We start from the raw sequence: 24,192 nt of genomic DNA, 5'->3' as shown, positions 1-24,192 counted from the left end.
AAAAATATATGTACAAGTTAGCTATTATATTTGTTCTGCTTTTACAAATGCATTTTGTTGATCAAGATAAAAAATGTTGTTCAGATGAACTTTATTACTTTCTTCTTGAAAAGGGTGTAGCAACTAAAGGAGATAGAAACTTTATATGGTGTAAACCTATTGTAAAGGAATCTAATGGAGATGGCATTTTTGCTTTTGGTGTTAACGAAACAGACTCTTTTACTTTTTTCTATCTTAGAGAAGGTGGTAAAATAAATATTTTAAAAAATAGGAATATAGATGATATATTACATAATGTCTCAACCTTTCTGAAGGATTCACCTATTCCATTAAAAGATAAGGTTACATGTTATCAAGAGATATTAGATGTAATAAAAGCTGAGAATTTAGACAATGAATGGGCTTTACCTAATAAATAATAGATTTCATGGTGCGGGCTTCTCGTGTCTACATTCTGCTTGCAAACTACAGAAGCCTGTTCTTATTGAATAGGCTTCTGTTTTTCCACAATTATCCCAAAAACCTGAGCCGCTACAGATGTAACAGCCATTAACGCGATAAGTGGGAGTTCGCAGCATGCTCGCTTTGTTATGTCAGCCAACAAATCGAGATTGGTTTTTGACTCACTTGTGCTGCATTTAAATTCATGATTTCCAATTAGCTATATTAATCTAAACATTTATATTTATGTACATAAGCTGCACCAACTGGGTACACTCTTGCCTTCTGTAGCACTACGATCCGTGGGGCCTGAACCTGGCTGGTATTGAGCGGCAAAACACGCCCGATCACTTGTTCCAGTACAACAGCAAAGAAAAGCAGGACAGGGAGTTTTCCGATGGTTCAGGGTTGGGCTGGCATGACTACGGGGCTCGTATGTATGACGCCCAGCTGGGAAGATTCCATACCCAAGATAGATTTGCAGAGAAGTATTATGGAATTAATCAATACCAGTATACGGCTAACAACCCAGTTAATTATGTAGACATAAATGGTGATTCCATATCAGTCAATATAATTAAAGGCGGAGGCAGTAAAGGAAGGGATTTATACCAGATACATGTTTCTGGAAAAGTCGTTGACGACACTAGTAAGGGTATGAGTTCTAAACAGCTCAATAAAATTGCTGGGCAGGTTAGTAAACAGATAGAGAAGTCATTTAAGGGGAAGGATAAGAATATTGAATTTGAAACTACCACCGATATAACTGTTGCTGATGCGAATAATCCTTTGAATAGTAGTGATCATGCTATTCGTATAGTTGATGATGTTGCTACTACATTAGGCATAACAGACGCACCCGGTACAAATACAGAAGGCCAAGGGCCAGTGGGGCAAAATGTTATATATTTAGAAAAGGGCGCAAATTATGCAAGAACAGGTGCTCATGAGATTGGTCATAGTGCTGGTCTAGGCCATATCAAAAATGAAGTAAATCCAGCAACAGGGGCACCATATACGACAAATGACTTACCAGGTAACCTAATGCATCAGTCGCAAGATAGAAACTCGAATGGCCAACCTGTAGCAGGAACAAAAATTGAGGCAGAACAAGTAAAGAAAATAAAAATGTTATACAGTATACCAGCTTTAAATAGAGGGAGGCAGAAATGAAGCTATTAATGATTTTTGCAGCAGTTGTATTGTGCTTTCCCCTTTACTCCTTTCCGAATCAAGTTAAGAATGGTAAAGATAGCTTTTATATAATTTTTGGATCAGGTTTTAGACATGATACAGTCTCAGTAGCAGTAAATGGCATACCTATAGTTGATAAAGCCATTTTACTTAGTGACACTATCTCTGATATAAGTCGTGATGCTAGTATTCATTCTAAAGAAGGCAAAATAGTTCACTTAGATAAGGACTTGAAAGAAGTCAAAAGTATTCCTTTTCCACATAAAAGAAGATTAGAAATTATCATAACTATAAATGGGAAGCCCTATCATCTTTTGGCTGACTTAAAGAGAGGAAGATATATTACAATAAGTAAGCATTGGTACTATCATAACATATACCTTAATCAGTATAAAAAACCAATAACTTTAGAGTAGTATTTAAACTTCTTAAGTTTCGGATGAACAATTATGAGTCTCCTAAAGTGAATTAGGTTTAGTCCTTTCTATAATAATTAAATTATAAAACTATTATCTCTAGTAGTTTTAGCTGAGTTAACCGGACACTATCTTGCCTTTAGGAGCACTACGATCCGTGGGGCCTAAACCTGGCGGGCATCGAGCAGCAGGGAGTACCTGATCACTAGTTCCAGTACAACGGCAAAGAAAAGCAGACGGAGCTTGGCTTGAACTGGCATGACTACGGGGCCAGGATGTACGATGCACAATTGGGAAGGTGGCATGCGGTAGATCCTAGAGCAGATGAGTTCGATAAATACAGTCCCTATAACTACTGTCTCAATGATCCTATCAATCACATTGATCCTGACGGAGAGTTTGTTGGAACCGTTATAGGAGCAGTCGTAGGAGCCGCAATTGGTGGCGTAAAGGCTGCTGTTGATGGCGAAAACATCTGGAAAGGTACAGGTAAGGGGGCTGTTGCTGGTGCCATTGCTGGAGCTGTTGCAGACCTTACCATCGCTACGGCAGGGACTGGAACCGTAGCTCTAGTGGCTGCAGGTAGCTTAAGCGGAGCGGCCGGAAGCGCGGCCGATCAGTACCTGAATACAGGTAACATTAATCTAGGCCAAGTCGCTATTGGAGCTGCCTTGGGTGGTGGTCTGGGATATATAGGTGCAAAAGCGGCACCTTATGTTGGTAGAGCATTAGGGCTTCTTAAGCGTAGCGAAGCTGGAGTAGATATGGCATTGTTGCATGAAATGAATAAAAATGCAACTGTTGCGAATGATATTGCTGAAGGAGGGATTTCAAGGATACAGAATGCTGCTGATAGAATAAACAAACCTATACATGTTGTTGGCAGCAGAGCAAGCGGAAAAGCAAGTGAAACGTCTGATTTTGATTATGTAATAGAGGGAATGACGAGTAAGCAATGGGATAAAGTTAAAAATTCATTACCTGGAGCCCCATCAAGAGCAGATAATCTTCCAAGGAGGATTGATGTTTTTAGAGGAGGAGTTGATCCTACTAAGCCCCACATAACTGTATCTCCCAAAAAGAAATAAGCATGAATATAGAGAAGGAAATCTTAATTAATCAGTTTGGACAAGGAGTATCAAATGAAGATGCGCTTATAAAAATGTTTGATTCATTAGACTCAGAAAGTAAAGTAGCACTCCTTAAAGAAATTGAAAATCTTATTATCCAGTCAAAGGTTACAGAAAAGGACATTGATAAAGCTATCTATAATAGTAAACTAAAAGAAACTTTTACTCCATGTGTGATTTTGAAGAGAGGTCTGAATTATGGCAATTTTCAAAAAGTAATTCATCTTCCCGATAACGAGATAAAAAAGACTTTTAGACTATTAATACACCTTTTTAAAATAGGGTACTACAGAAGGTATTTGCAAGAAAAGAATAATCCTAACAAATGGTGGTACTGGGACTTATCTGATGAAATGGTAATAAAAAAGATCATGGAGAACATTTCGTAGCGCCTTGTGCACATGCTTTTAGCCCGTGGCTAATTTTCTCTTAAAATTTACAGAAGCCTTTCTAATTAGGATTGGGCTTTTGATTTTTCACCAGTTGTTTGGATGGTAATAATCAAGATCAAAAGTAGCAGTTTTGCATGGGACTCACTCCTTTGTGCTATCTAGTAAGACAAGGCACCTTTCATAAACTTTAACTCCTATCTTTGGTGCATTAAGCTGCACCAACTGGGTACACTCTTGCCTTCTGTAGCACTACGATCCGTGGGGCTGAACCTGGCAGGCATCGAGCGCCAGAATAAGCCCGATCACAAGTTCCAGTACAACGGCAAAGAACGTCAAACGGAGCTGGGCTTGAACTGGATGGACTACGGCGCCAGGATGTATGACGCCCAGATCGGCAGGTGGCATGTGGTGGATCCATTAGCAGATCAGATGCGCCGACACTCTCCTTATAATTACGCATTCGATAATCCTATCAGGTTCATTGACCCGGATGGAATGGCTCCGGATGATATTTATTACAACGAGGCGGGAAAAGAGATTCAAAGGGTTGAAAATAATAAACCTGATAGGATATTTGTTATTAAAACGACTCAAAAATCATCTGAATTATATGATCTTCCTAGTACGGATAAAGGCTTTTCTACCCCAATTTCAAGTGAGGCCGCACAAAAAACAGAATCAGAAATTAGTGCAGGAAATTTACAAGGGGATCATATGAAAAATGTAGTAGATGTTGGGAGTAAGTCAACAGTAGATGCAATGGTGAAAGTTGCTTCTAAAGACGATGGTAGTGGAGGAACTTCTGTAAGTAACAACAGAGAATACGGTGCTACAATTAATAATAAGTCTGGTACTGTTACAGAAGTTAAGCCCGGAGGAATAGGAGACCTGAGATTGCAAAAGCCATCATCAGTAAGTATACCTGAAGTTCCAGGAACTTCTAATATGCATACTCATCCAAGTGGTACCTTGAGAGTTGCTGGTGGTACAGCTATGTGGCAACAGCCACCATCTGGAACAGACATAAAAACAAGCACACCTGGTCAGAAGAATTTCGTTATTGGAATGGGCAGCGGCACGATTTATATCTACAATAATAAACAAGGAGTTATAGCAACCATACCATTAAAAGCCTTAAAATGATTTTACTGAGCTTATTTTATTGTTATGCTAGTGTCTTATTCTCTACCATTGGATCAGAGGGTAATACTTTAAAAGATCTCTATGTCAGAAGCATTGAAGCCCATTCTAAGGTGTGGGAACAGGAGGTCTACGATCAACAAGAATTGAGAGAATTCAATGTCTTACAAAAGGAGTATATTGGAGACCAACTGCCTGCTGTAATCAAAGACTATAGAATTAACTATTTGTCTGAAGAGGAACTTAAAGCTAAAAAAGGACCATTCCGGCTAATTATGCTTTCTCCTGTTGATTTGGAGCAGAATTCTATTGTGATCCGAGTAGGCGATTACTCTGTTAAGAAACGAGAAAATGGGGAGCTGATATTTACTTATTCTGCAGGAACTGAATGTGTGTTTAAATATAATTGTAGGCAGAATAAATACATATTTAGCAAATGTGAGAAATTAACACTCTGATTTCCTTGGTATCAAAAGTAATAGGCCTTTCCTGTTTGGAAAGGCCTATTACTTTTGATCATCCTGCCATAGAATAAAGGTTACTACTGCTTAACTAGCCTCAGAAGTTAAAGTAAAATTTGTGCTTTAACTCGGCCTGCCAGACTTTAATGCAGTTAAAGGCTATCTTGTTGAGGTTTTATAGGATATAATTGGCTTCAGTTACGCTTGCGCCAGCTGAGCTTTTTTTGCTCTTCGGAGCACTACGATCCGTGGGGCCTGAACCTAGTAGGAATTGAAAGGCAGAACACACCGGATCACTTGTTCCAGTACAACGGAAAAGAACGCCAGAAGGAGCTCGGCCTGAACTGGAGTGACTACGGGGCACGCATGTATGATGCCCAACTGGGCAGGTGGCACGTAGTGGATCCAATGACAGACCAGATGCAGGAATGGTCGCCTTACAACTATGCTTTTGACAACCCGACTCGCTTTGTTGATCCGGATGGGATGGCACCTTGTGATGACTGTCTAGGCTTCTTGACAGGAGTTGCCAATGCCATTACATCTAACAACTTAGGAGGAGCAGGACGCCGCGAAGCGTGGAATTCAAGTGTAGCAGCCGGACAAAGAGTAGGAGACTACATCAGTGCTGTTCAAGGGGTAGTCGAAACTGCGGCAGGAGTCGTACTTACGGGAGGCAGTGGAGTTGTGACTATTAGTACAGGAGGGGCTGCTAGTCCTGTTACTGTGCCAGTGGGTGTAGCAGGAGTTGCTGTTGCAGCTCATGGCGCATCAGTAACTGGGACTGCTATGGCAAATATTCTGAAGGGTACTGATGAAAATGGAAGAGTAAATGCAACAAAAGGTAAAAACCACTTGGAGCCAGATAAATCAGCATCTGGACCTCACAGTACATTTAAAAGAGACGGAGATACAGGACCAGTAAAAAAGCATGCAGAGTATAGCCCTAACACTAAAAATCCTACAGGCTTTGACGAGGTACAACGAACAGATTTGAATCTGAAAGGTGCGCCACATACAAATAAAAAAACGGGTACATCAGTACCTACTCCGCATACACAAGGTAAAAATATTCCTGGCGGCGTTAGGCCTGCTACACCACAGGAAATGCCAAAAACTTTAAGGGATGCTTTAAATCTTTCAATAGGTAAATAGTAATGGAAAATAATGTTTTAGTATGGCTACAGCAGTGGTACACAAGCCAATGCGATGGAGAGTGGGAACACGATGAGGGCATAAAAATTTACTCATCAGATAATCCTGGATGGGTAGTTGAAATAAATGTAAAAGCCACAGATGTTGAGACTTTAGAAAAATCTTGGGAGTTACATGAAGAATCTGAGGATAATTGGTTTGGATACAGCATACAGAATGGCATTTTTTCCTCTGCAGGTGACCCAACAAAATTGATACTACTTCTTCTTATTTTTAAAGGGTTATTGAAGAAAAGACGGCTTTACCTTCAGTTTTAAGTAGATCATAATTTGGTTCGTATGAAATTTCAAAGAAAAACCCGCTCTTGATAAGGGCGGGTTTTTTTAGCTTATTTTCATTTTATGTATTTAACAGCGCTTCGTCCTGCCACACATCTTCAAAATTTGGAGTTACTAAGAATCTTGATCCTGGTGATAGTCCTAAAAATTTTAAAACAATAGGGCACCATGATTCTAGATGCTCAATGTGTAAGGGAACAAAAAAGTCAGGATCTTCTGAAAACTCTTCTCCAGCCCATATATACCAACCTGAAGTATCACCTTCTGGTTGGTGCCTTAGACCATTTATTGGTAACACCCCTTCTTTAACATTTAAAGAAATCCCAACTTTAAGATTAGCTGGGGCTTCATGAAAAGCTATTTGATACTTCTCACAGATTTCTTTTTGTTGATTGCTATAATCCATGTTTTTTCTTCATTTCATTAGAATACTGACTCATTTCTGCTCCTTGTTTAGCCGAACAGGTAGTACATTGAGGCTGAACAGAATCAACCTTTCGCATCTTTTCTTTATCTACTTTACCAGTTCTATAGTGCTCTTTTACTAAAGGTTCCTTGTGATCAGCCACTCTTTTTCCTGTTGTACTCCCACAATCAACGCAGGGCTTACCCAGAACACTCTCCCTTTGTGCTTTCGTTGTTGCATTAGAAGGTCTTTTATATGGGGCATCAACTTTAGCAGCTTTATTAGCATCCTTAATATTATCAGCGGCTTTAATTCCGTCGCTGATATTATCAATTGCATTAGCAATTTTACCAGTTTTAGCGACATCACCAGCATAAGGAACAACAGCCCCTAACAAGCTAGCTCCCGCTCCCCAGTAGTCGCCATTTTTCGCTGATAAAGTAGCAGCTAGCCCATCTGATACAGGAGATGGGTCAAAGACACCCACAATATCTAGCGCTCCTATTAGAACATCATTTCCAGACAAAGTATAATTACCGCCAAAGTCAACTCCCAAAGAACTAGCATCAACTGAAAGCTCAACTAAATCAGTCTTAACAGTTACACTAGAATTGTTCTCTCCATAGATGGTAATGTCAGGCACCATCCCGTCTGGATCGGTAAAAATAATCGGATTGTTGAAGGTATAGTTGTAAGGCGACCATTCCTGCATCTGGTCTGCCATTGGATCCACTATGTGCCACCTGCCCAGTTGGGCATCATACATGCGTGCCCCATAGTCACTCCAGTTCAGGCCGAGCTCCTTCTGGCGTTCTTTTCCGTTGTACTGGAACAAGTGATCCGGTGTGTTCTGCCTTTCAATTCCTACTAGGTTCAGGCCCCACGGTTCGTAATTGTTTTAAATGCGAAGTATGCCCGGCTGGCGCACTCTTACGTTTCTAGATAATAGATTACTATAAGTGGTAAGGGCTTGAAAAGGTTGAATAAAATCATCGTGCAAGGAAGAGCTGAATAAAAGTTTCGCATTGCTAAATGAGGCCACGAACGCCACATCATCCTACCAACACATATTCTTTGTAGTAATTTATTCTTTAGATAAAAGCTATTATTATAACTAATGCCTTTCCTTGTTAGATTGGCTTTGGCTATATGATAACTAATTACTCCAACGCATACTTTTTTTTTACTTCTGCATAAGATAAATTTATTAATGATGGAGCCCCACCTCCATGGCTGCTACTTTCGGGATAAGAAAGTTCCCAAAAACGCCCATCGTTAGGATCCTTGTAAAGGATATACCACCCACTTGTATCTGAGCATAATCTTATAAGGTAATTACTAATCAACCAATTTATTCTCTGAGATATATAATCCTCTCTGATTTGCCCATCCTTAAATTCCCAACTTCCAATTAATTGGTTTTCATATTGATCTATTTCTCTCATCGCACTATTTTTATTGTTGCACTACTTGGAACAGCCTGATTAGGTATAACAAATTCTCTAGCACCTCCTGCTGTTCTTCCAAATCCGACAAATCCTGGATCTGCACGATTAATTGGTGTTGCTATACCAGTACGGGGTGTACTAAACTCTATCACTCTAAAGCCTGTACTACTATTAGGTATTGTTAATCTTTCTGCAATCTGAGCCGCATTAAGACCAGCAATATCATCTGCAGCCGTAACAAAAACATCACTAGCACCAGGAGCTCCTAAAGTTCCTGAATTGATGTGGCCTGGTACTACACGGGCCAATGTACTAGGAACTGGATTATTTACCCCTGCACTAGTACTTCTAGAAAGTGAAGACACTGCCCCCTCAACGGCGCTAACAGCTAACATACCCATAGTCAGCTGCGTCATTGGGTCAAAATCTACACCCTCTCTCAAAAAGCCTTGTTCTACTCTTTCTGGAATTGACAGAGTTGCACCATAAGCCGCTACAGCATTATCATACACTTTATTTAATACAGGACTTCCAAAATCTAAACGACCATCTTTTCGAAAGGATTGATTGCTGTTAACTACACCGATTTCTGTAATCTTACCATGGCTATCATGATTTGTATACCCTTGATCATAATTTACATGAATATTTTTTGAGAAGTAGCTCCTTACCTCTCCACCAGTCTCATCTGCAAAAGCTCTAGCTGATTCCCTCTGCTCAGCAGTAGAACCAAATAAACCAAATACCCATCTACCATCAGGATCTATGCTATTTATAGGGTTATTAAGTACATAATTGTATGGTGAATACGAAGCGTAACTATCTCCTAATGGATCTGCTACATGCCACCTTCCCAGCTGGGCATCATACATTCGAGCACCATAATCACTCCAATTTAACCCCAGCTCTGTTTGACGTTCTTTGCCATTGTACTGGAAGAGGTTGTCTGGTGTATTCTGTCTTTCTATACCCGCTAAGTTCAGCCCCCACGGGTCGTAGTGCTACAGAGTGAAAGTCAGCGCCCGGCTGGTGCAGTTTACTTTTTTAGAAGGGAGTTATTATTTAGGGGATTGATATATTGTACCGTTATACATTACAGGACTAAACGACTTGAGTTAAGCTAATAAATCTAATTCTATTATAGCTTTATCTTCTCTAAGCGATAATAGAATTTCATTTGTGAATTTTTCACTTCTAGAACTTTCCAATTTGATAGTTACATCATTCAACCATTGCTCGAATCTAACCATCGCTATATCACTTTTTATTTTTTCCTCTAGTGCAGAATCACTTGGACTTAAGTCTTCTTTTTCTTGAATAAACATATCTACTGTATCGCGAGCATATGTCACTACATCAATAATATGTTCATCATTATGGTCAATAATAAAACTGAGAGAGCTATATACTGAGGAGCAAGCATCAAGAGCAAATGAAACATATATATCATTAAAATTCTCTGTATCAGGGGTAATGGTTTCTACCGAAGCTATCATCTCTTCTACTTCATAGATGTCTGGCTCCCTGTTGTCAAATACAAGTAAATACAGAAGGTTTATAGCTTCTTTAAGAACTTGGTGATCCCCCAGCTCTCCTTTACTTGAAAAGCAACATAATTTGGATAAAGTCTATCACATACCAAAACAGCAAAAATCAATTTCTCCTTATGTGATAATGCCTTAATACTTCTTTGAATTTCTTCTCTAAACTTATCCACTATTACTTAGTTTTGGGTACAAAAAACTGATGATACAAATTCTTTATTGGAGAGGCTGGCGTGACTCCAGCGCCTTTTATAGCAGTTGCGCAATTATCACATATCGGTCTGCTAGCGCCTATACTGGTTACATTCATATTATTTTGATTTGCATAGTTTAAGATTGTAGTTTCAGCATGTCCTTGACCTACTGCTTCGACTTCATTAGAACTGAGCAGTGCTCTCTGAGCAGGTCGTAATCTCTTTTCACTTGATCCTACAATTCTCACTGCTGCACCTTCTGCAGTCTTTGCTTCACCAACTGCAATCGTAGTTTTAGATTGGGTAATTTTAGGGACCGCGCTATGTATTGTTTTTGCTCTTGCTTCTAGACTTACAGGTGCATCTGCCTTTTGGCTTTTAGGTGGAGTTCGAGTCATTTCTACGGCACCTTGTAGTACCATAGCGTTATTCCCCATTTCCTCTACACCTGCATAAAAGTTTTCCTGTATCGCGCTTTGAGAATCATTTGGCTTTCCTGTTGTTGCAGAACCATATTCAGCAGTAAAAACTATTGCACGAGCAATAAGATTTACAAATGCCCGCTCAATGAAATTTAATTTATCTGGATTATTACCATCCTCAGGTGCCATCCCATCCGGATCAATGAACCTTATCGGGTTATCAAAGGCATAATTATACGGCGAGTGGCGACGCATCTGATCCGCCAGCGGATCGACCACATGCCACCTGCCGAGTTGGGCATCATACATTCTGGCCCCATAATCACTCCAGTTCAAGCCCAGCTCTGTTTGCTTTTCTTTGCCGTTGTACTGGAATAGATGGTCGGGTGTGTTCTGCCGCTCAATGCCCGCCAGGTTCAGGCCCCACGGATCATAGTGCTCTATAAGACAAAGCTGCACCCGGCTAGCGCATCTTACGTTATTAAAGATTGCGAATTTACTATAAAATAATGTGCGACGGGGAGTGTTAAAGCAAAACCGAATATTGCAAAAGCGAAACGCATGGAAACCTTGCTTTATTGACTGACGCAACTAAATGCCCTGCACGCTAACACTGCTTTACATGCTAATGGGTTGTCAATTGTAGTAGCTTTTGTTTGGAGATAAGCGGTGGAAAAGCAAAATCCCATCCTAAACTGGATGGGATTTAAGTATTTTGGCTAATAAGACCTATATTCCGCTTAACTTAGAATGTGTTGATGCTGTTTGAAAAACTTCTTTTGCTTTAAAAGTTATTTCTATCCATTGAGGATCAACAAGTATCAATTCCTGACCTTTAGGTTTTGACTCAATCTCATAGCCCTGCTTCTTGTACTTATTTATCATTTCATTCAACTCGGAAAGTACCTTATATAATTTGTCTTCTCCTTTAAATGACTTATAGTATAGTATATATCTTTCAAAGTCAAAGTCATCATATAAAGTACTGATAACTTCAGTAAATGAAGAGATATAATTTGGGTCTAGACCTAACCAAGTAGACTTTTGAAAATCAATATCAGAAACATCTTTAATTGAATTAAAAAGATTCTTTTCCCATATCTCAATATTCTCGTTTTCACCAATCATTACTTCTTAAATTTAAAATCTTCTCTAGGAATATGTGCTTCTTTTGACTTAGGATTGACTTGGTTCCCATTTCCGTCAACAGTTTTACCATTTTGAGTTTGTTTAACATATGGCTTCTGTTGTGCAGGATTTGGGCTATTAGGATTTCCACTTTGAACTCTAACGTTATTGCCACTTGGGTTTTTAGGATCTTGAAACTTGGTTCCTTGCCCATTATCACTAGTCTTCTTAATATAATTCCCTGGTATTTGTTTTGTAACAGTTGCACCTGGATCCCCTGCTGGACCAATCTGTTTTATTACATTCTTTAGTTCATTAACAATGGCCTTTCCATTTTTAGCAACCGCACCAAGAGTAGGACCTACCTCGGGAATTATAGATGCAGCTTCAAGCCCTCCTAACCCTGCAGCAGCAACTTTACTCTGCACGAATGGTGCACTTTCATGTAAATAGACCTCACCACTCTCATTAACTGCTACAGAGGTTTCTGTTCTCACAATCACTGAAGAACCCATCGGTGACATTATCCCTCCTGCAATGATACTAGACAGATTTTTTTTAGCGGCTTGAAACTGAGCGTAAAAGTATGCCATCCCTTGATCTTCACGCAAATATCCACCGTCGCCACAATTTGGGCAATCTGGTGCCATGCCATCCGGATCGATAAACATGATCGGGTTGTCAAAAGCGTAATTATAAGGCGAATGACGGCGCATCTGGTCTGCCAGTGGATCCACTACATGCCACCTGCCCAGTTGGGCATCATACATCCTGGCCCCGTAGTCACTCCAGTTCAAGCCCAGCTCCGTTTGACGTTCTTTGCCGTTGTACTGGAACTTATGATCCGGCGTATTTTGCCGCTCGATGCCTGCCAGGTTTAGGCCCCACGGATCGTAGTGCTCCTAAATACAAGACTGTACCCGGCTGGTACATTTTAGCTTGCATGAAGGTACTTGTTTGCTTGAAAATAATACCAATTTGATCATCCGGCAAGTGTTATGCTTCTAAGATGGTTGGACGTGTCTCAAATCAGGAGGCATGGGGTAAAGTTACTTTAGGAGCTTGAGGCACCCGGGCGGCTGGCTGCGCGGCGGCTGACCCGCAGGCGAACAATAACCAGTGCTGTGGCTGGGCTGTAAGTGTTGTGCAGCATGTCGGAGCAGGACTTGCAGTATAGAGAGCAGTCGCGAGGAGCAGCGCAGCGTGTGGAGACGGCCAAAGCTTTACTGCCACGGCTGACGTAAGGAAGCGGTGGCAGTAAAGCGGCAAAGCAAGGCCGAACGAGGCACGAGAGAGCCGCAGGGCAGCCTTGCTTTGTTGGCTGACGCAACTAAGCGAGCAGCGCACGAACACCCCTGAACCCTGCTTAGACGCTTGCCCTGGTAGTGGCCGTTGTTCTTTGGAGGACGGCGGAAAAGCAACAGCCCATCCATTACGGGCGGGCTTTTGCTATTATACAGGAATGGTGGCACGGGCTGCAAGCCCGCGCCAGCAGGAGCCAGAGAGACACTTTCAAAATCAGTCATATATTATCGTTTTTAGACAATGAGATACAACGGAACCTTGTTCATTAAATTCAATAGCTATTATTTTATACATTCCCATTTTTTCATTTACAAGAAAGATCTCTACAAAATAGCTGTCCTTATACTGAATAGCATTATAGACAGACATGGCAAAAAAATTCTTTGTAAAAAAACCTATTCGCCTTTTGAAAAATTCACAATTAGTATCAATACCCTTTTGCTCATTTAAGGAAGTGTTTGTCTTATGATAATTTTCTAGACTGTCTAAAAATTGCTCATTGGGTATACTATCTTTAAGAACATTGATGTCACTAATACAATTTGCAATATCATATACCTTACTCGGCCTGCCTGTAGTTCTTGACATAAACTTTATTTTGTGTTTAGTCAAGTTTGGATCTACTTTTAAAATGTTTTCACATAAGTATACTACAGCTTTACTTTCAGGAGAAGGGAAAGACTGTGAATGTAAAGAACCAACTTTAAAGATGATAAAAACTATTAAAATAGTCTTTTTACTTAAATTTAACCTTTTCCCAATCATCGTTTCTTTTTAATTTACCCGTTTGAAACCCAGCCGGAGCCTGTCCCTCTACTTTTGAACTTTTCAGCTCTGCATTTGTGGTTGTATTTCTTCTACCCTTTCCAACTCCAGAAAAGCCTAAAGTTTCTTTAACATTATTCTTCTTTAGGTTGTTACCCCCTTCTTTTACCATCAATCCACCTCCATGATTCATTCCCATATTGTGTCCCATTTCGTGGGCAGTTTTTTGGGAATCATTTTTAGCGGACTCTTTCATCGTAAACTGTTGCCCATCAGAGGCACCTTGAGGTTTTATTATTCTCTCATTCCCTTGGGCATCGACCTCCTTTCTTTCAGCAAATAGCTTATGACTATCTGGAAGTACACTAATGGTGTTTTCAGCAGTCCCATTATCAGGATCGTTTACTGTCACAGCAAAGTTAACGGCATAAGAAACGGCCTCGTCACCTTTACCAATTACATAAGAGAATTTGCCACTTTGTGCATTCCAATTATTTGCAGCTTCTGTAACAGCATCTGCATTGTCTCCAACAGTTGTAAAGTTAGCTTTGATTGTAATTGATCTTTGATCGTGATTTATTACAACGTCCCAATCTTTACCATCTGGATCTATCCTTATTATAGGATTATTGCCTACATAATTATACGGAGTCCAAGCTGCATAATTGTCTGCATGCGGGTCTATAGAAGTAAACCTTCCCAGCTGGGCATCATACATCCTGGCCCCGTAGTCCATCCAGTTTAAGCCCAGCTCGGTCTGCTTCTCTTTCCCGTTGTACTGGAACTTATGATCTGGCGTGTTCTGCCGCTCGATGCCGGCCAAGTTTAGGCCCCACGGATCGTAGTGCTACAGAAGGCAAACCTACACCCGGCTGGTGCATTTTACCTGAAGATACTAAGTTGTATATATAGAATACTATTAAAGGACAATGTGTTTTTTCTTTTTAAATGGAAGTACTATGAAACATCAATACCGTTATCCAAGGCTATAAGTAATGGATAAAGTTAAACCGGCTTGGATATAATACCACTTGAGAGAAAAATTCAAGGATCGAGCGGGCAAAAGTAACATCTTAAATATCCACTCTTAAAACTGGGTGATGTTCGCTTAAGTAGCGTTTTACTAAACAATAGTAATTGACTAGTAGTGGCTGTTGCTTTGAGCTTGTGTGTTACAAAACAAAAGCCTATCCGATAAAAGACAGGCTTTTGTGTAATGGTTATGTTAGATTATGATTCTACATATTTATCACTAATAATAAATAATCTATAGCTCATTTCCTTCATAATCATATACATCTAATGTCCATTCAATCATTACTTCTCTAACCCAATCTAGGAATGATAAATTAGATGTTTCAATTTCATCTTTGTTCTTATAATCATAATCCCATTGCCAGAAAACAACAGGACAAGTATTTCCATTATTTTTTGAAAGATCTAAGCAATAGTGATTGCCCCTACCATCTGGTGAAAAGGGAAGAAATTCTCTAGGCATTTTATTACCTACTTCTAAATGTTCAAAGTCGTATAACTTATCCAGTGATGCTTCTTTAAACTCTTCGCCTATTCCGACAACAGCAGTACCTGCTAATGAAAAACCATTATGGCGTTTAAGAACTAATTTAAATTCTAGTGGCAAATCAAAACTAATCTTCTTTTCAAATAATTCTAATCTCTTATCAGTAATCTTGTTACCTAAGAAAAGTATTTTATTCGAGAAGCTATATAGTTCTTTCAATATCATCTCAATTTCGACTTGTAAATTATTTTCCATTTCCATTAGGCAAATAATATTCTTTTTTCCAATACTCTCTTTTTGCAGAATTAAAGGCTCTTCGTTCTTCCTTTGTTAAAGGGGTCTGGCCTTTAGGGTGATTTTTTCTATAACTTTCACCCATCCTATGGTCAGACCTATGCATTTCAACAAAAGGCCCTTTTGCATTCTGCCCTTCATGATGAATTTCAACTGGTGTTCCATCTTTTTTAAAAGTTGGAGCATTGCCTGATTTACTCGGTGGTACCAATTTATCACGATCAACTTTATTACTTGGATCTATTTCAATTAATTCTTTTACAACAACTTTCGCTTCATTAAGAACAGTTTTGCCTGTTTTTGCTAGTGCACCAAGAGTAGGACCACCCTCAGGTATTAAAGATGCTACTTCTATTAAACTTTGTCCGGCGGCTGCAGCTTTGTTCTGAGCAAAAGGCTCACTTTCATTTAAATATACCTCTCCGTTTTCATTTGTTGCCACAGAAAATTCTGTTCTTACTATAACAGGTGAGCCAGTAGGAGAATTAATTGCACCTGCTATAATACTACTTAGATTTTTCTGTGCTGCTTGAAACTGTAGCGCAAAATACGCCATACCTTGACTTTCACGCAAATAGCCGTCACTATCGCAATTTGGGCAATCAGGCGCCATCCCATCCGGATCTATGAAGCGAATCGGATTATCAAAGGCATAGTTGTAAGGTGAGTGGCGGCGCATCTGATCGGCCAGCGGATCGACCACATGCCACCTTCCGAGCTGGGCATCGTACATGCGGGCCCCATAATCACTCCAGTTCAGGCCTAACTCTGTTTGCTTTTCTTTGCCATTGTACTGGAACAGGTGATCAGGCGTATTCTGCCTTTCGATGCCCGCCAGGTTTAGGCCCCACGGATCATAGTGCTACATTAGCCAATTCTACACCCGGTTAGTGCAGCTTTAGCTACTAAAGATAGCAGATTTAACAAAAAGTAGTTAGGGTTTGGAAATGGCAGAGAAAATCAAGTAGCTATAGGAATAGCCAAGGGGATGTTTTGCTTTGGTAGCTTACGCAATTACATGAGCAGCACAAGTACACCGCTTATCCGCGTATTTTCTTCTGCTGTAGTAGAGTGTATGTGGCTCAAGATTAGTCTGTTAAAAAAAACAAAACCCATCCTATAAAGGACAGGCTTTGTTGCTATTACAATTTGTGAAAGCTTAAGTTACAATTAGGGTTTTAACTTGAGAAGTATTAATACTGCAATTGGCCAACTTATACAATAAGAAAGGAACACAATAGAAAAGACACTAAAGTTTTGATGTATATCAGTTATACTTCTTAAAAGTGATGAATCTATCGGCCTTATCCAATGAAAGACAAGACAACCTAATATATAAGTAACAATAAACGCTATACTGGAAATCGCAAAGAAGTTTGTCATTCCTAAAACTTTAATCATGATGACCCCTAGAAAAATATATGCTACCAGAATAGTTACTGACCTTACTACAATTAATACATAACTCATAGTGCCAGGAATATCTCTTATGTAATTCACCAATAAAGAAATGAGCAAATCGATAACGATAAGTATGAACGTATAAATTAGAAATCGATACATATATAATATTTTAATTTAAAACCCTGCCTTCTTATATACCTTGTGGAGTATGGAATACGGGGTTACTTTATTCATGCCGTGATTATATCTATCCTTGGCACTCATGATATTACCTGAAAACCTTAATGATGAGGTAATACCCAAGCCATAGAAACCATTACCAGATGCTAAATTTTGTAATGTAGCTATAGTTGAACGACTTTGACCTTCGTATAATGGTTGCACAACATTAAACTGCTCGTTATATAGAGTTTGCCTATCCCATTGCGCTGCTGCGCCCCCTTTTAATACTGGACCATTATGTAATTCTCTAAGGTTATCGAATACATCATTGAATATAGCCTTATTGCCTGCATTCGCAAAATCCACTACATCTTCTCCAACGAAGAACTCTGCACCAGGGAAATCCATCACCGCCATTTGCCCTGCAACTATATTCGCAGCTCCTGCCCAATTGGTCTCAAAGCCCATCGCTTCAGTCTTGTCAGAGAACCATCCATAAAAGTCCCTTCTTTGACTGATTGTTTTATACTCCTTATAACCATTAGCTTTCTGTAAATTAACATCGTTAGCGTTATCCCATGTAGCAGTATTATTTTCTCTATCCGATGTCAGCCAATGCCCATCACTTCCATCCAAGTTTCCATCAGGGTTCTCTTCACGATAAGCTTCTTCGTTTTCATACTCCTTGACATACATGCCATTTGGATCTATGAAGCGGACAGGATTATTTAAGGTATAGTTGTAAGGACTGAAAGGTTGATAACTATCCGCCAGCGGGTCTACCACATGCCACCTGCCTATCTGGGCGTCATACATCCTGGCCCCGTAGTCCATCCAGTTCAGGCCCAGCTCAGTCTGCTTCTCTTTCCCGTTGTACTGGAACTTGTGATCCGGGATATTCTGGCGCTCGATACCAGCCAGGTTCAGGCCCCATGGATCATACTCAAATCATAGGTAAAAGCACACCCGGCTAGCAATGCTGAAGAAAAGATAGTGCTTTTCCTATGAAATGAAAAGCACCTTTACCCAAGAGGATGGAAATCCTCGATGTCCTGTTGCAATGCCCGCAGCCGGTCCTGCTGGTAGCGCTGGGTAGAAGATACATGCCTGTGCCCGGCCAGGTACTGTACTACCCGCACATCCTTATCTTTTAGCCAATGCGTGATGATGCTCATGCGCAGCTGCCCCGCATTCTTAACAGCTGGATTAAGTTTGCGCAGCTGCAGCATCAACCAGGACAGTACATTAGTTAGTAAGCCCGACCCTTTATAAGATGCAAACAGGTAGGAAGAATGGCAACTTGCCAGAAACTGTTGCAGGGGAAGTACCTGACTTGCTTCCAGGGGCAAAGTTCTACCATTACTTCTGGCAGTTTCGGGTACTTGTACCATACCCAATGTAAGGTTGATATGGGTTGCCCGGAGCTGTTGCAGTTCACAAGTTGTAAGCCCTTGGTAGACAAGTAGGCCCAGCACTACTTTGCTTTGAAGGCTGCCGCTATAGTGCTGGTAGAGTTCTTCCAGCTTTTCTTTATCGAGCAGTCCATGCGGCAAGCGTCTGATCACACCTCTTACCACCAGGTTAATGGCTGGATTATAGTCAATGATGCCTTTGTGAAGTAAGAAAGCATAGTAGTGGCGGATCACGGTAAGCCCTTGGTTAATGTATTTCTTTTCTTCTCTACGCCCTCTTCTCGCTTTTATATATTGCAGCAGATCGGTGTAGGTAACACGTTCAATACTTACTCCTTGTTGGGTTATCCAGTGGCTGAAGCGGTCAAGGATGTAAGTGTAACTTTTGATGCTGCTGGGGCTGAGCCGCTTCTCTTCCGCCAGGTATTGTTTAAAGTTCATCCTGTACCAGGTGCGTGTAAATCTGTGTAGACTCCAGCTTGGCATGCCCCAGAAAGCGGGCGATGCGGGTAAGCTTCATGCCTTTTTCCATCAGGTGCGTGGCAATGGCATGCCGCAAGCTGTGCAGACTTAGTCGCTTGGCTAGCAGCTCCGGGTCAGCTGTCTTCTGCTGCAGTTTGCGAATCCGTATGGTGAGTGTTCGGTCATTGATACGCTGACCACGGGTGCTTAGCAGCAAGGCCTGACGGTCACGTAGGCCAGCATACATTCCTTTTGTAAGTAACACAGGTCTAGCTAGTTCCAGGTACTGGCGAAGGTGATAACTGACGCTATGGCTCAGGGGTACGTACCGCTCCTGGTAGTTCTTACCTTTGCGCACATATACCAGACCTTGCTCTAATAGTATATCATCTACATCGAGCCAGATACCTTCACTTCTTCTCAAACCGCATCCATAGAAGAGGGCCAGCATGGCTTTATCTCGTAGCCCGAGCGTATCATCCGCGGCAACAGCAAACAGTGCTTTGGTCTCTGCCTGGGTCATGACTGCTTTCAGTACACGTTCTGGCTGCACGGTAGAGGGTGGAAGATTCAGTCCCCACTGGCCGGTTTCGCGCAGGTAGCGATCCAGCATCTTGATGGCCTGCCAATACTTGGCCAGGTAAGCAGGGGAGAGCTTTTGCCCGTTTCTCATGTTCCGCCTGGTGGCCAGATAGGCAAAGAAGTCAGAGACCTGTGCGCGGTCTAAGGCTTGTATGTGGTTGAGCTGATTTTCTTCCAGGTAATGCAGCAACTCGCGTAGGTGCAGGGGTAAATAATGTACGCTGCTTTCAGCATAGCCTAGAATAGAGAGCCAATCGGCGAAGGCATCCTGAAGAAGTTGAAAGTGAGGATTGAGTAAAGGTAAGTGCTTCATGCAAGTCTCATCTTAAAGAGGTAGAACATGAGAACTGCTTATGCAGTAATGAGCTTTGTGGTTACAGATGGACTAGTTATTTAGTCTCACAAAACCTCCGTGGCTGTTGCACAACCAACTTAGATATAGCCGTTAAATAATAGTGGTTAATTCTATGGTGTTATGCAGGGAAGGAAGAATTTTAAAGATGAGCGGGAGCTGCGTTTCTCGCTTTCGGCTCATGTGCCGGAACATAACTTTTACCGGCGCCTCAAGGACAGGATCGACCTTTCGTTTCTCTACGAGCTGACGGCTCCCTACTACGGCAAGTGCGGCCAGCAAAGCATTGATCCGGTCGTATTCTTCAAGCTCTGCCTGGTAAGCTATCTTGAGAACATCGTATCAGACCGCAAGCTCATCGAGCATTGTAGCCTTCGTTTGGATCTGTTATACTTTCTGGACTACCAGCTCGACGAACCGCTACCCTGGCACTCCACCGTATCACGCACCCGCAAACTATATCCTGAACGCCTGTTTGAAACTCTGTTCGACAAGGTCTTCAGCCTGTGCGTAGAGCAGGGTATGGTGTCGGGTAGTGTACAGGCAATTGATTCCGCCCCGATTAAGGCCAACGCTTCCATGGAAAGCCTACTATTAAAGCAGCCACAGGAGACTGGACAATTGTATCTGACGGCTCCACTACATGACGTTCAACACCCTAAGAATAACCAACCGACACAACTTATCACCGCTCCCGCCCATCAGCTCAGGAAACTGAAAAAGCATCAGCAAAACCTCAAAAGCACTCCTACTGCTTTAGGGGCAAATCATGAGAAGGCGCAGCTGGTTAGCAACAAAACGCATTATGCCCCACATGATCCGGATGCCCGCATCTCTGTTAAGCCGGGAAAGGCCAGAAAACTCAATTACCACTGCAGCATGGCAGTAGATACAGCACAGGGCGTGATCTCGCATATTCAGGCCGATTTTGCTGATGGCCGTGATAGCCAGTATCTGCCAGACCTGACCGAGCAGGTGCAAAGCCGACTCCTAACCCATGGGCTATTGATGCAAGATCTGCTAGCTGATGCCGGGTATTCGAATGGGTCGAACTATTACTTTCTGGAACTACGGGGGATAACTGCCTGGATACCGGTTTTTGGAATGTACAAGCCTGAGATCAATGGATTTCCTTATGATAAGAAAGCAGATCAGTTTAGCTGCCCGATGGGAAAAGCGCTCCAGTTCAAAAGCTTTGATCATACGCCGGACGGCAGGTTACTGAAGCATTACTGGGCAGCACCCAGTGATTGCAGGCAGTGTCCAAGCAAGCCTACCTGTGCGCCCAAGACCCGGTGCCGCAAAATTACACGCACCGCTTATGATGAGCACTACCAGCGCGCTTTCGCCAGGCAACACAGCAAGCAAGGCAATCGCATGAAGAAACTCCGCCAGAGCACCATAGAGCCGGTCTTCGGAAGCCTGGTACAGCATTATGGCCTGCGCAAAATCAATGTGCTGGGCAAATCAGGAGCGCACAAAGTAATGCTGCTGGCAGCTGTTGCCTTCAATCTCAAAAAGTACATGAAGAGTAAGCCTGCCAGAGCTATAAGCATGGCCCAGGTACTGGAAAAAGAAGTTTCTTTGTCAACCATTTTGCGCTTTTTCAGCGCTATACAACGCAACCTACCGAAGCTAGTGTGAAAGTATTGGTTTAGGAAGTTTAGAAGCAGAACGCGTATGCAAGTAAAGTAGTTGTGCAACAGCCACCCTCGTTTATTTAAGATAAGCTCATAGCAAAAAGTATCTATAAGTAACAGCATTTTTCATACCTATTAACCCTTCTGTTAGTATTGTCAAAAACATAATTTAACTGCAAAGCCAGAAGCACAGCATAGGTTTATATTAGGTTGTAGAAGTACCTGTATTTATTCTTCTTATAAGTACTTAAAGTATTACTTTAAGTACCTTGCTATAGATCAGATTTCGAGTAGTAGAACTACCCTTCAGTAGATGCTGCTATAGTATATAATACAGCACTCCTTTTGTAACGCTAGAATGGCACCACAATGCACCTGTTTTTTGCGCAAAAATGGTGCTTTTAACAGTAGTACCTACCGCTGTTTTTGTCCTGATTTTGGGGATGGGTTCCAGTAGCTATTTTGTGGTTAAAAAAGCACGCTATTGCCCGTAGAATACTCGGTTAAATATAGGTGCCTTTGGCTCTACTTTTATATACCTTAAAAAAAGCGGTTAAATTACGTGTTACCAAGTAGTTACAAGCAAAATAGCAGAAAAAACAGCACCGTAAACTATAGGTGATTTTACTGCTTCAACAAGAGGTTAATTGTAGACAGCTAACTTCTTATAAAAGACAAGCTAAAAGTACTGGTTTTAACGTATTGTGCAGGGCCTATAATTAGCCCGCTTTTTATGCTTCCTATACTGCAGTTTCCGGACCCAGCATTTCTCGCTTTTTTCTGCTGACGATAAGAGTTTTACGCACGCTATTTCGGCCAACTGGCTGCAGCCTTAATCTAGGCCTAAGTGCAACCTTTAAGTTAATGGACTTTTTCGGGCCGCAACTGCTGCTTTTCATGCACTAATGGCCGCACTGAAAAAAGCCGCTTTCCGGCGTTTCAGCCGTAAATATGGCCTATACAGGTAGCGCTATACTCTTGCATTTTAACACATGCTAAATGAGATACGCACGATGTAGATATAAGCACCTATTTTCTGCGCTATTTCGTCTATTAATAAGGCCTTATTCCTCCAGCAAGATAAAGCAGCTACCGTTTGCTACATAATAGGGGGGTAAGTAACGTGTTACTAAGTAGTTACAATTTAAATTAGCTGCTGTTATAGTACTTAAGAGTAGATGCTTCCTGCGCCACACAACAACCCCAGTTTATAAGAAAGCTGCGGACTTATTGGATCATCGCTCTTTGTAGCCGGAATGGTAGCAGTTGCGGAGAATCTTGCACGGCTATTACAGCGTGTCATACGAGCACTACAATTTGTGGCGTCAGGTAGACAAATTGTGGTGCTCACGCCACAGATTGTGGTGGTAGCGTTACAATTTGTCTACCCTGTGTTACAAGGATTTACACCACATACTATATCGCGCCAATATACCGTAAATACGCGCTGTAGCTGGCATTGCGCGGACGGAATAAATAAGTCCGTACCATGAGCTGTTCGAGCGTGCTAATCATGCTTTCTTATAGCGCATTTCAACGCCAGTTTTACCAGCTACTAGTTTGCCTTCGATACCTGCCAATTCCGATTGTAAAACAGCGGTAATTAAGGCAGCGTCCGTTGCCGTGTTTGCACTACACTTTGTGGTGGGTTTGCAGCGCTTCAAGTCCGCCTGAAAATACGTTGTGCAGACGGCGTATTTTCAGGTAGTTTCCGCCACAGGATAGCCACACTTGTGATTAGGAATTACAACTCGTAAAATAGGGGTGTGCAAAAAAATAAGCACTTATTTATAAAACACTTTAGATTGCAATAAGAATTACTTTCCTTTGAAGCGTGAGCGTTATAGCGCTTTGCTGCATTGGCCGCTGCCCAGGCCATAGGCAAAGCATCAGTAATGACCTGGTAACAGGTCTTGTAGCTATCCCCCTGTAGCTACAGCTCTAAGAGTACCTTAATCAATTTTAACCCTTAACCCTTATTCTTATGGAAACACACGAGCCGACTCGTGAGGAAATGTACGGTGTTCGGGCCTCTACCCGAATCCCCGGCACATTAAATACACAGCTGAGCAGGGAAGCCAGCGCCCTTGGCATAAGCTTCTCCAAGCATATGGCGAACACGCTTATTAACGGACATGCTAACCTGGCAGATCAGGTAGCTGAGATTAACATCCTGCTCAAAGAAAAGCAGCGATTACAAGAGCAGGTAACTACTCTGGAAGCCAAGCTGGCAGCGCCAGGTAAAGCGCAGCGCTTCGTTACTGCAAAACTGGAAAAGAATTACCAGGCGCTGCAAGCCTTTCTGCAGCAGGGCAGGAGCAAGGTTAGTCGGCAGGAGTTGCTGGATGCAGGCTTTGACTTTAAGTATGCTACCAGCATGTTTCGCCAGCAGCAGGTGCAGTATAACTGCGTGTTTGATGCCTGCTATTGGCAACAAGGAGAGTCCTATTGTTTAGATGCCATTCAACTCACCTAAGCATGAT

The 24,192-nt window shown here is 41.6% G+C and carries 25 protein-coding genes and 2 pseudogenes; 11 read left to right on the top strand and 16 right to left on the bottom strand.

What is annotated here, in order from left to right; all coding sequences use genetic code 11:
• The first annotated feature begins 8 nt into the window (after positions 1–8).
• The 9 genes from GSQ66_RS15055 (at position 9) to GSQ66_RS15015 (ending at position 6,646) form a co-directional block, all read left to right on the top strand.
• A complete protein-coding gene (locus tag GSQ66_RS15055; protein ID WP_162428217.1) occupies positions 9–419 on the top strand; it encodes a hypothetical protein in 411 nt (136 codons plus the stop codon).
• Between the two features lie 373 nt (positions 420–792).
• Positions 793–1,614: an RHS repeat-associated core domain-containing protein gene (locus GSQ66_RS15050; protein ID WP_238395712.1), complete on the top strand. Its 822-nt coding sequence runs from the start codon at positions 793–795 to the stop codon at positions 1,612–1,614.
• The gene (locus tag GSQ66_RS15045) at positions 1,611–2,051 is read left to right on the top strand and encodes a hypothetical protein (RefSeq protein WP_162428216.1); all 441 of its coding nucleotides are present in this window, start codon (positions 1,611–1,613) and stop codon (positions 2,049–2,051) included. The genes GSQ66_RS15050 and GSQ66_RS15045 overlap by 4 nt, the downstream gene beginning before the upstream one ends.
• A 248-nt stretch (positions 2,052–2,299) precedes the next feature.
• A complete protein-coding gene (locus GSQ66_RS15040; RefSeq protein ID WP_162428215.1) occupies positions 2,300–3,139 on the top strand; it encodes an RHS repeat-associated core domain-containing protein in 840 nt (279 codons plus the stop codon).
• 2 nt (positions 3,140–3,141) lie between these two features.
• Complete coding sequence (locus tag GSQ66_RS15035) at positions 3,142–3,570, top strand: DUF5958 family protein (protein ID WP_162428214.1); 429 nt, start codon at positions 3,142–3,144, stop codon at positions 3,568–3,570.
• A 261-nt stretch (positions 3,571–3,831) separates the two neighbouring features.
• A complete protein-coding gene (locus tag GSQ66_RS15030; RefSeq protein ID WP_202923363.1) occupies positions 3,832–4,716 on the top strand; it encodes an RHS repeat domain-containing protein in 885 nt (294 codons plus the stop codon).
• Positions 4,713–5,171 carry a hypothetical protein gene (locus GSQ66_RS15025; protein WP_162428213.1) on the top strand — a complete coding sequence of 153 codons (459 nt, stop codon included), beginning with the start codon at positions 4,713–4,715 and terminating at the stop codon, positions 5,169–5,171. The genes GSQ66_RS15030 and GSQ66_RS15025 overlap by 4 nt, the downstream gene beginning before the upstream one ends.
• A 300-nt stretch (positions 5,172–5,471) precedes the next feature.
• Positions 5,472–6,329: an RHS repeat-associated core domain-containing protein gene (locus tag GSQ66_RS15020; protein ID WP_238395711.1), complete on the top strand. Its 858-nt coding sequence runs from the start codon at positions 5,472–5,474 to the stop codon at positions 6,327–6,329.
• Positions 6,330–6,331: 2 nt separating this feature from the next.
• Complete coding sequence (locus GSQ66_RS15015; protein WP_162428212.1) at positions 6,332–6,646, top strand: immunity 53 family protein; 315 nt, start codon at positions 6,332–6,334, stop codon at positions 6,644–6,646.
• 82 nt (positions 6,647–6,728) lie between these two features.
• Here the strand turns inward: GSQ66_RS15015 and GSQ66_RS15010 are convergent, their stop codons facing one another.
• The 16 genes and pseudogenes from GSQ66_RS15010 to GSQ66_RS14935 form a co-directional block, all read right to left on the bottom strand.
• Positions 6,729–7,073 (bottom strand): immunity protein Imm33 domain-containing protein, encoded by a 345-nt coding sequence (locus tag GSQ66_RS15010; protein ID WP_162428211.1) that lies wholly within the window; start codon positions 7,071–7,073, stop codon positions 6,729–6,731.
• Positions 7,063–7,908 carry an RHS repeat domain-containing protein gene (locus GSQ66_RS18835; RefSeq protein ID WP_238395710.1) on the bottom strand — a complete coding sequence of 282 codons (846 nt, stop codon included), beginning with the start codon at positions 7,906–7,908 and terminating at the stop codon, positions 7,063–7,065. Before GSQ66_RS18835 ends, GSQ66_RS15010 begins: the two co-directional genes overlap by 11 nt.
• Before the next feature lie 325 nt (positions 7,909–8,233).
• Positions 8,234–8,518: an Imm27 family immunity protein gene (locus GSQ66_RS15000; RefSeq protein WP_162428210.1), complete on the bottom strand. Its 285-nt coding sequence runs from the start codon at positions 8,516–8,518 to the stop codon at positions 8,234–8,236.
• Complete coding sequence (locus tag GSQ66_RS14995) at positions 8,515–9,489, bottom strand: polymorphic toxin type 10 domain-containing protein (protein WP_238395904.1); 975 nt, start codon at positions 9,487–9,489, stop codon at positions 8,515–8,517. Before GSQ66_RS14995 ends, GSQ66_RS15000 begins: the two co-directional genes overlap by 4 nt.
• Positions 9,490–9,636: 147 nt before the next feature.
• Positions 9,637–10,238: pseudogene (locus GSQ66_RS14990) on the bottom strand (DUF416 family protein).
• Between the two features lie 2 nt (positions 10,239–10,240).
• Positions 10,241–11,140 (bottom strand): RHS repeat domain-containing protein, encoded by a 900-nt coding sequence (locus GSQ66_RS14980; RefSeq protein ID WP_202923360.1) that lies wholly within the window; start codon positions 11,138–11,140, stop codon positions 10,241–10,243.
• Between the two features lie 270 nt (positions 11,141–11,410).
• Complete coding sequence (locus GSQ66_RS14975; protein WP_162428207.1) at positions 11,411–11,809, bottom strand: hypothetical protein; 399 nt, start codon at positions 11,807–11,809, stop codon at positions 11,411–11,413.
• Positions 11,809–12,480, bottom strand: coding sequence for a hypothetical protein (locus GSQ66_RS14970; RefSeq protein WP_238395709.1), 672 nt, complete (start codon positions 12,478–12,480; stop codon positions 11,809–11,811). Before GSQ66_RS14970 ends, GSQ66_RS14975 begins: the two co-directional genes overlap by 1 nt.
• A 36-nt stretch (positions 12,481–12,516) precedes the next feature.
• Positions 12,517–12,675 (bottom strand): annotated as a pseudogene (locus GSQ66_RS19075) (RHS repeat-associated core domain-containing protein); the annotation flags it as partial.
• A gap of 652 nt (positions 12,676–13,327) precedes the next feature.
• Complete coding sequence (locus GSQ66_RS14965; protein WP_162428206.1) at positions 13,328–13,879, bottom strand: hypothetical protein; 552 nt, start codon at positions 13,877–13,879, stop codon at positions 13,328–13,330.
• Positions 13,851–14,702: an RHS repeat domain-containing protein gene (locus GSQ66_RS14960; protein WP_162428205.1), complete on the bottom strand. Its 852-nt coding sequence runs from the start codon at positions 14,700–14,702 to the stop codon at positions 13,851–13,853. Before GSQ66_RS14960 ends, GSQ66_RS14965 begins: the two co-directional genes overlap by 29 nt.
• Before the next feature lie 444 nt (positions 14,703–15,146).
• Positions 15,147–15,656 carry an SMI1/KNR4 family protein gene (locus tag GSQ66_RS14955; RefSeq protein WP_162428204.1) on the bottom strand — a complete coding sequence of 170 codons (510 nt, stop codon included), beginning with the start codon at positions 15,654–15,656 and terminating at the stop codon, positions 15,147–15,149.
• Complete coding sequence (locus GSQ66_RS18830; protein WP_238395903.1) at positions 15,646–16,497, bottom strand: RHS repeat-associated core domain-containing protein; 852 nt, start codon at positions 16,495–16,497, stop codon at positions 15,646–15,648. The genes GSQ66_RS14955 and GSQ66_RS18830 overlap by 11 nt, the downstream gene beginning before the upstream one ends.
• A 776-nt stretch (positions 16,498–17,273) precedes the next feature.
• Positions 17,274–18,158 (bottom strand): RHS repeat-associated core domain-containing protein, encoded by an 885-nt coding sequence (locus GSQ66_RS14945; RefSeq protein ID WP_238395902.1) that lies wholly within the window; start codon positions 18,156–18,158, stop codon positions 17,274–17,276.
• Between the two features lie 125 nt (positions 18,159–18,283).
• On the bottom strand, positions 18,284–19,114 hold the full coding sequence (locus GSQ66_RS14940; RefSeq protein WP_162428203.1) for a tyrosine-type recombinase/integrase: 831 nt from the start codon (positions 19,112–19,114) through the stop codon (positions 18,284–18,286).
• Complete coding sequence (locus tag GSQ66_RS14935) at positions 19,104–20,030, bottom strand: tyrosine-type recombinase/integrase (RefSeq protein ID WP_162428202.1); 927 nt, start codon at positions 20,028–20,030, stop codon at positions 19,104–19,106. Before GSQ66_RS14935 ends, GSQ66_RS14940 begins: the two co-directional genes overlap by 11 nt.
• 162 nt (positions 20,031–20,192) lie before the next feature.
• Here GSQ66_RS14935 and GSQ66_RS14930 point away from each other — a divergent pair, with 162 nt between their 5' ends.
• On the top strand, positions 20,193–21,713 hold the full coding sequence (locus tag GSQ66_RS14930) for an IS1182 family transposase (protein WP_162428201.1): 1,521 nt from the start codon (positions 20,193–20,195) through the stop codon (positions 21,711–21,713).
• Positions 21,714–23,693: 1,980 nt separating this feature from the next.
• Positions 23,694–24,185, top strand: a complete 492-nt coding sequence (locus GSQ66_RS14925) for a hypothetical protein (protein WP_162428200.1) — start codon at positions 23,694–23,696, stop codon at positions 24,183–24,185.
• Positions 24,186–24,192 lie beyond the last annotated feature (7 nt).

The organism is Pontibacter pudoricolor (genome assembly GCF_010092985.1).
Lineage (GTDB): Bacteria > Bacteroidota > Bacteroidia > Cytophagales > Hymenobacteraceae > Pontibacter > Pontibacter pudoricolor.
Note: the sequence above shows the minus strand (reverse complement) of the source record. Positions and strands in the feature narration are given on the sequence as shown.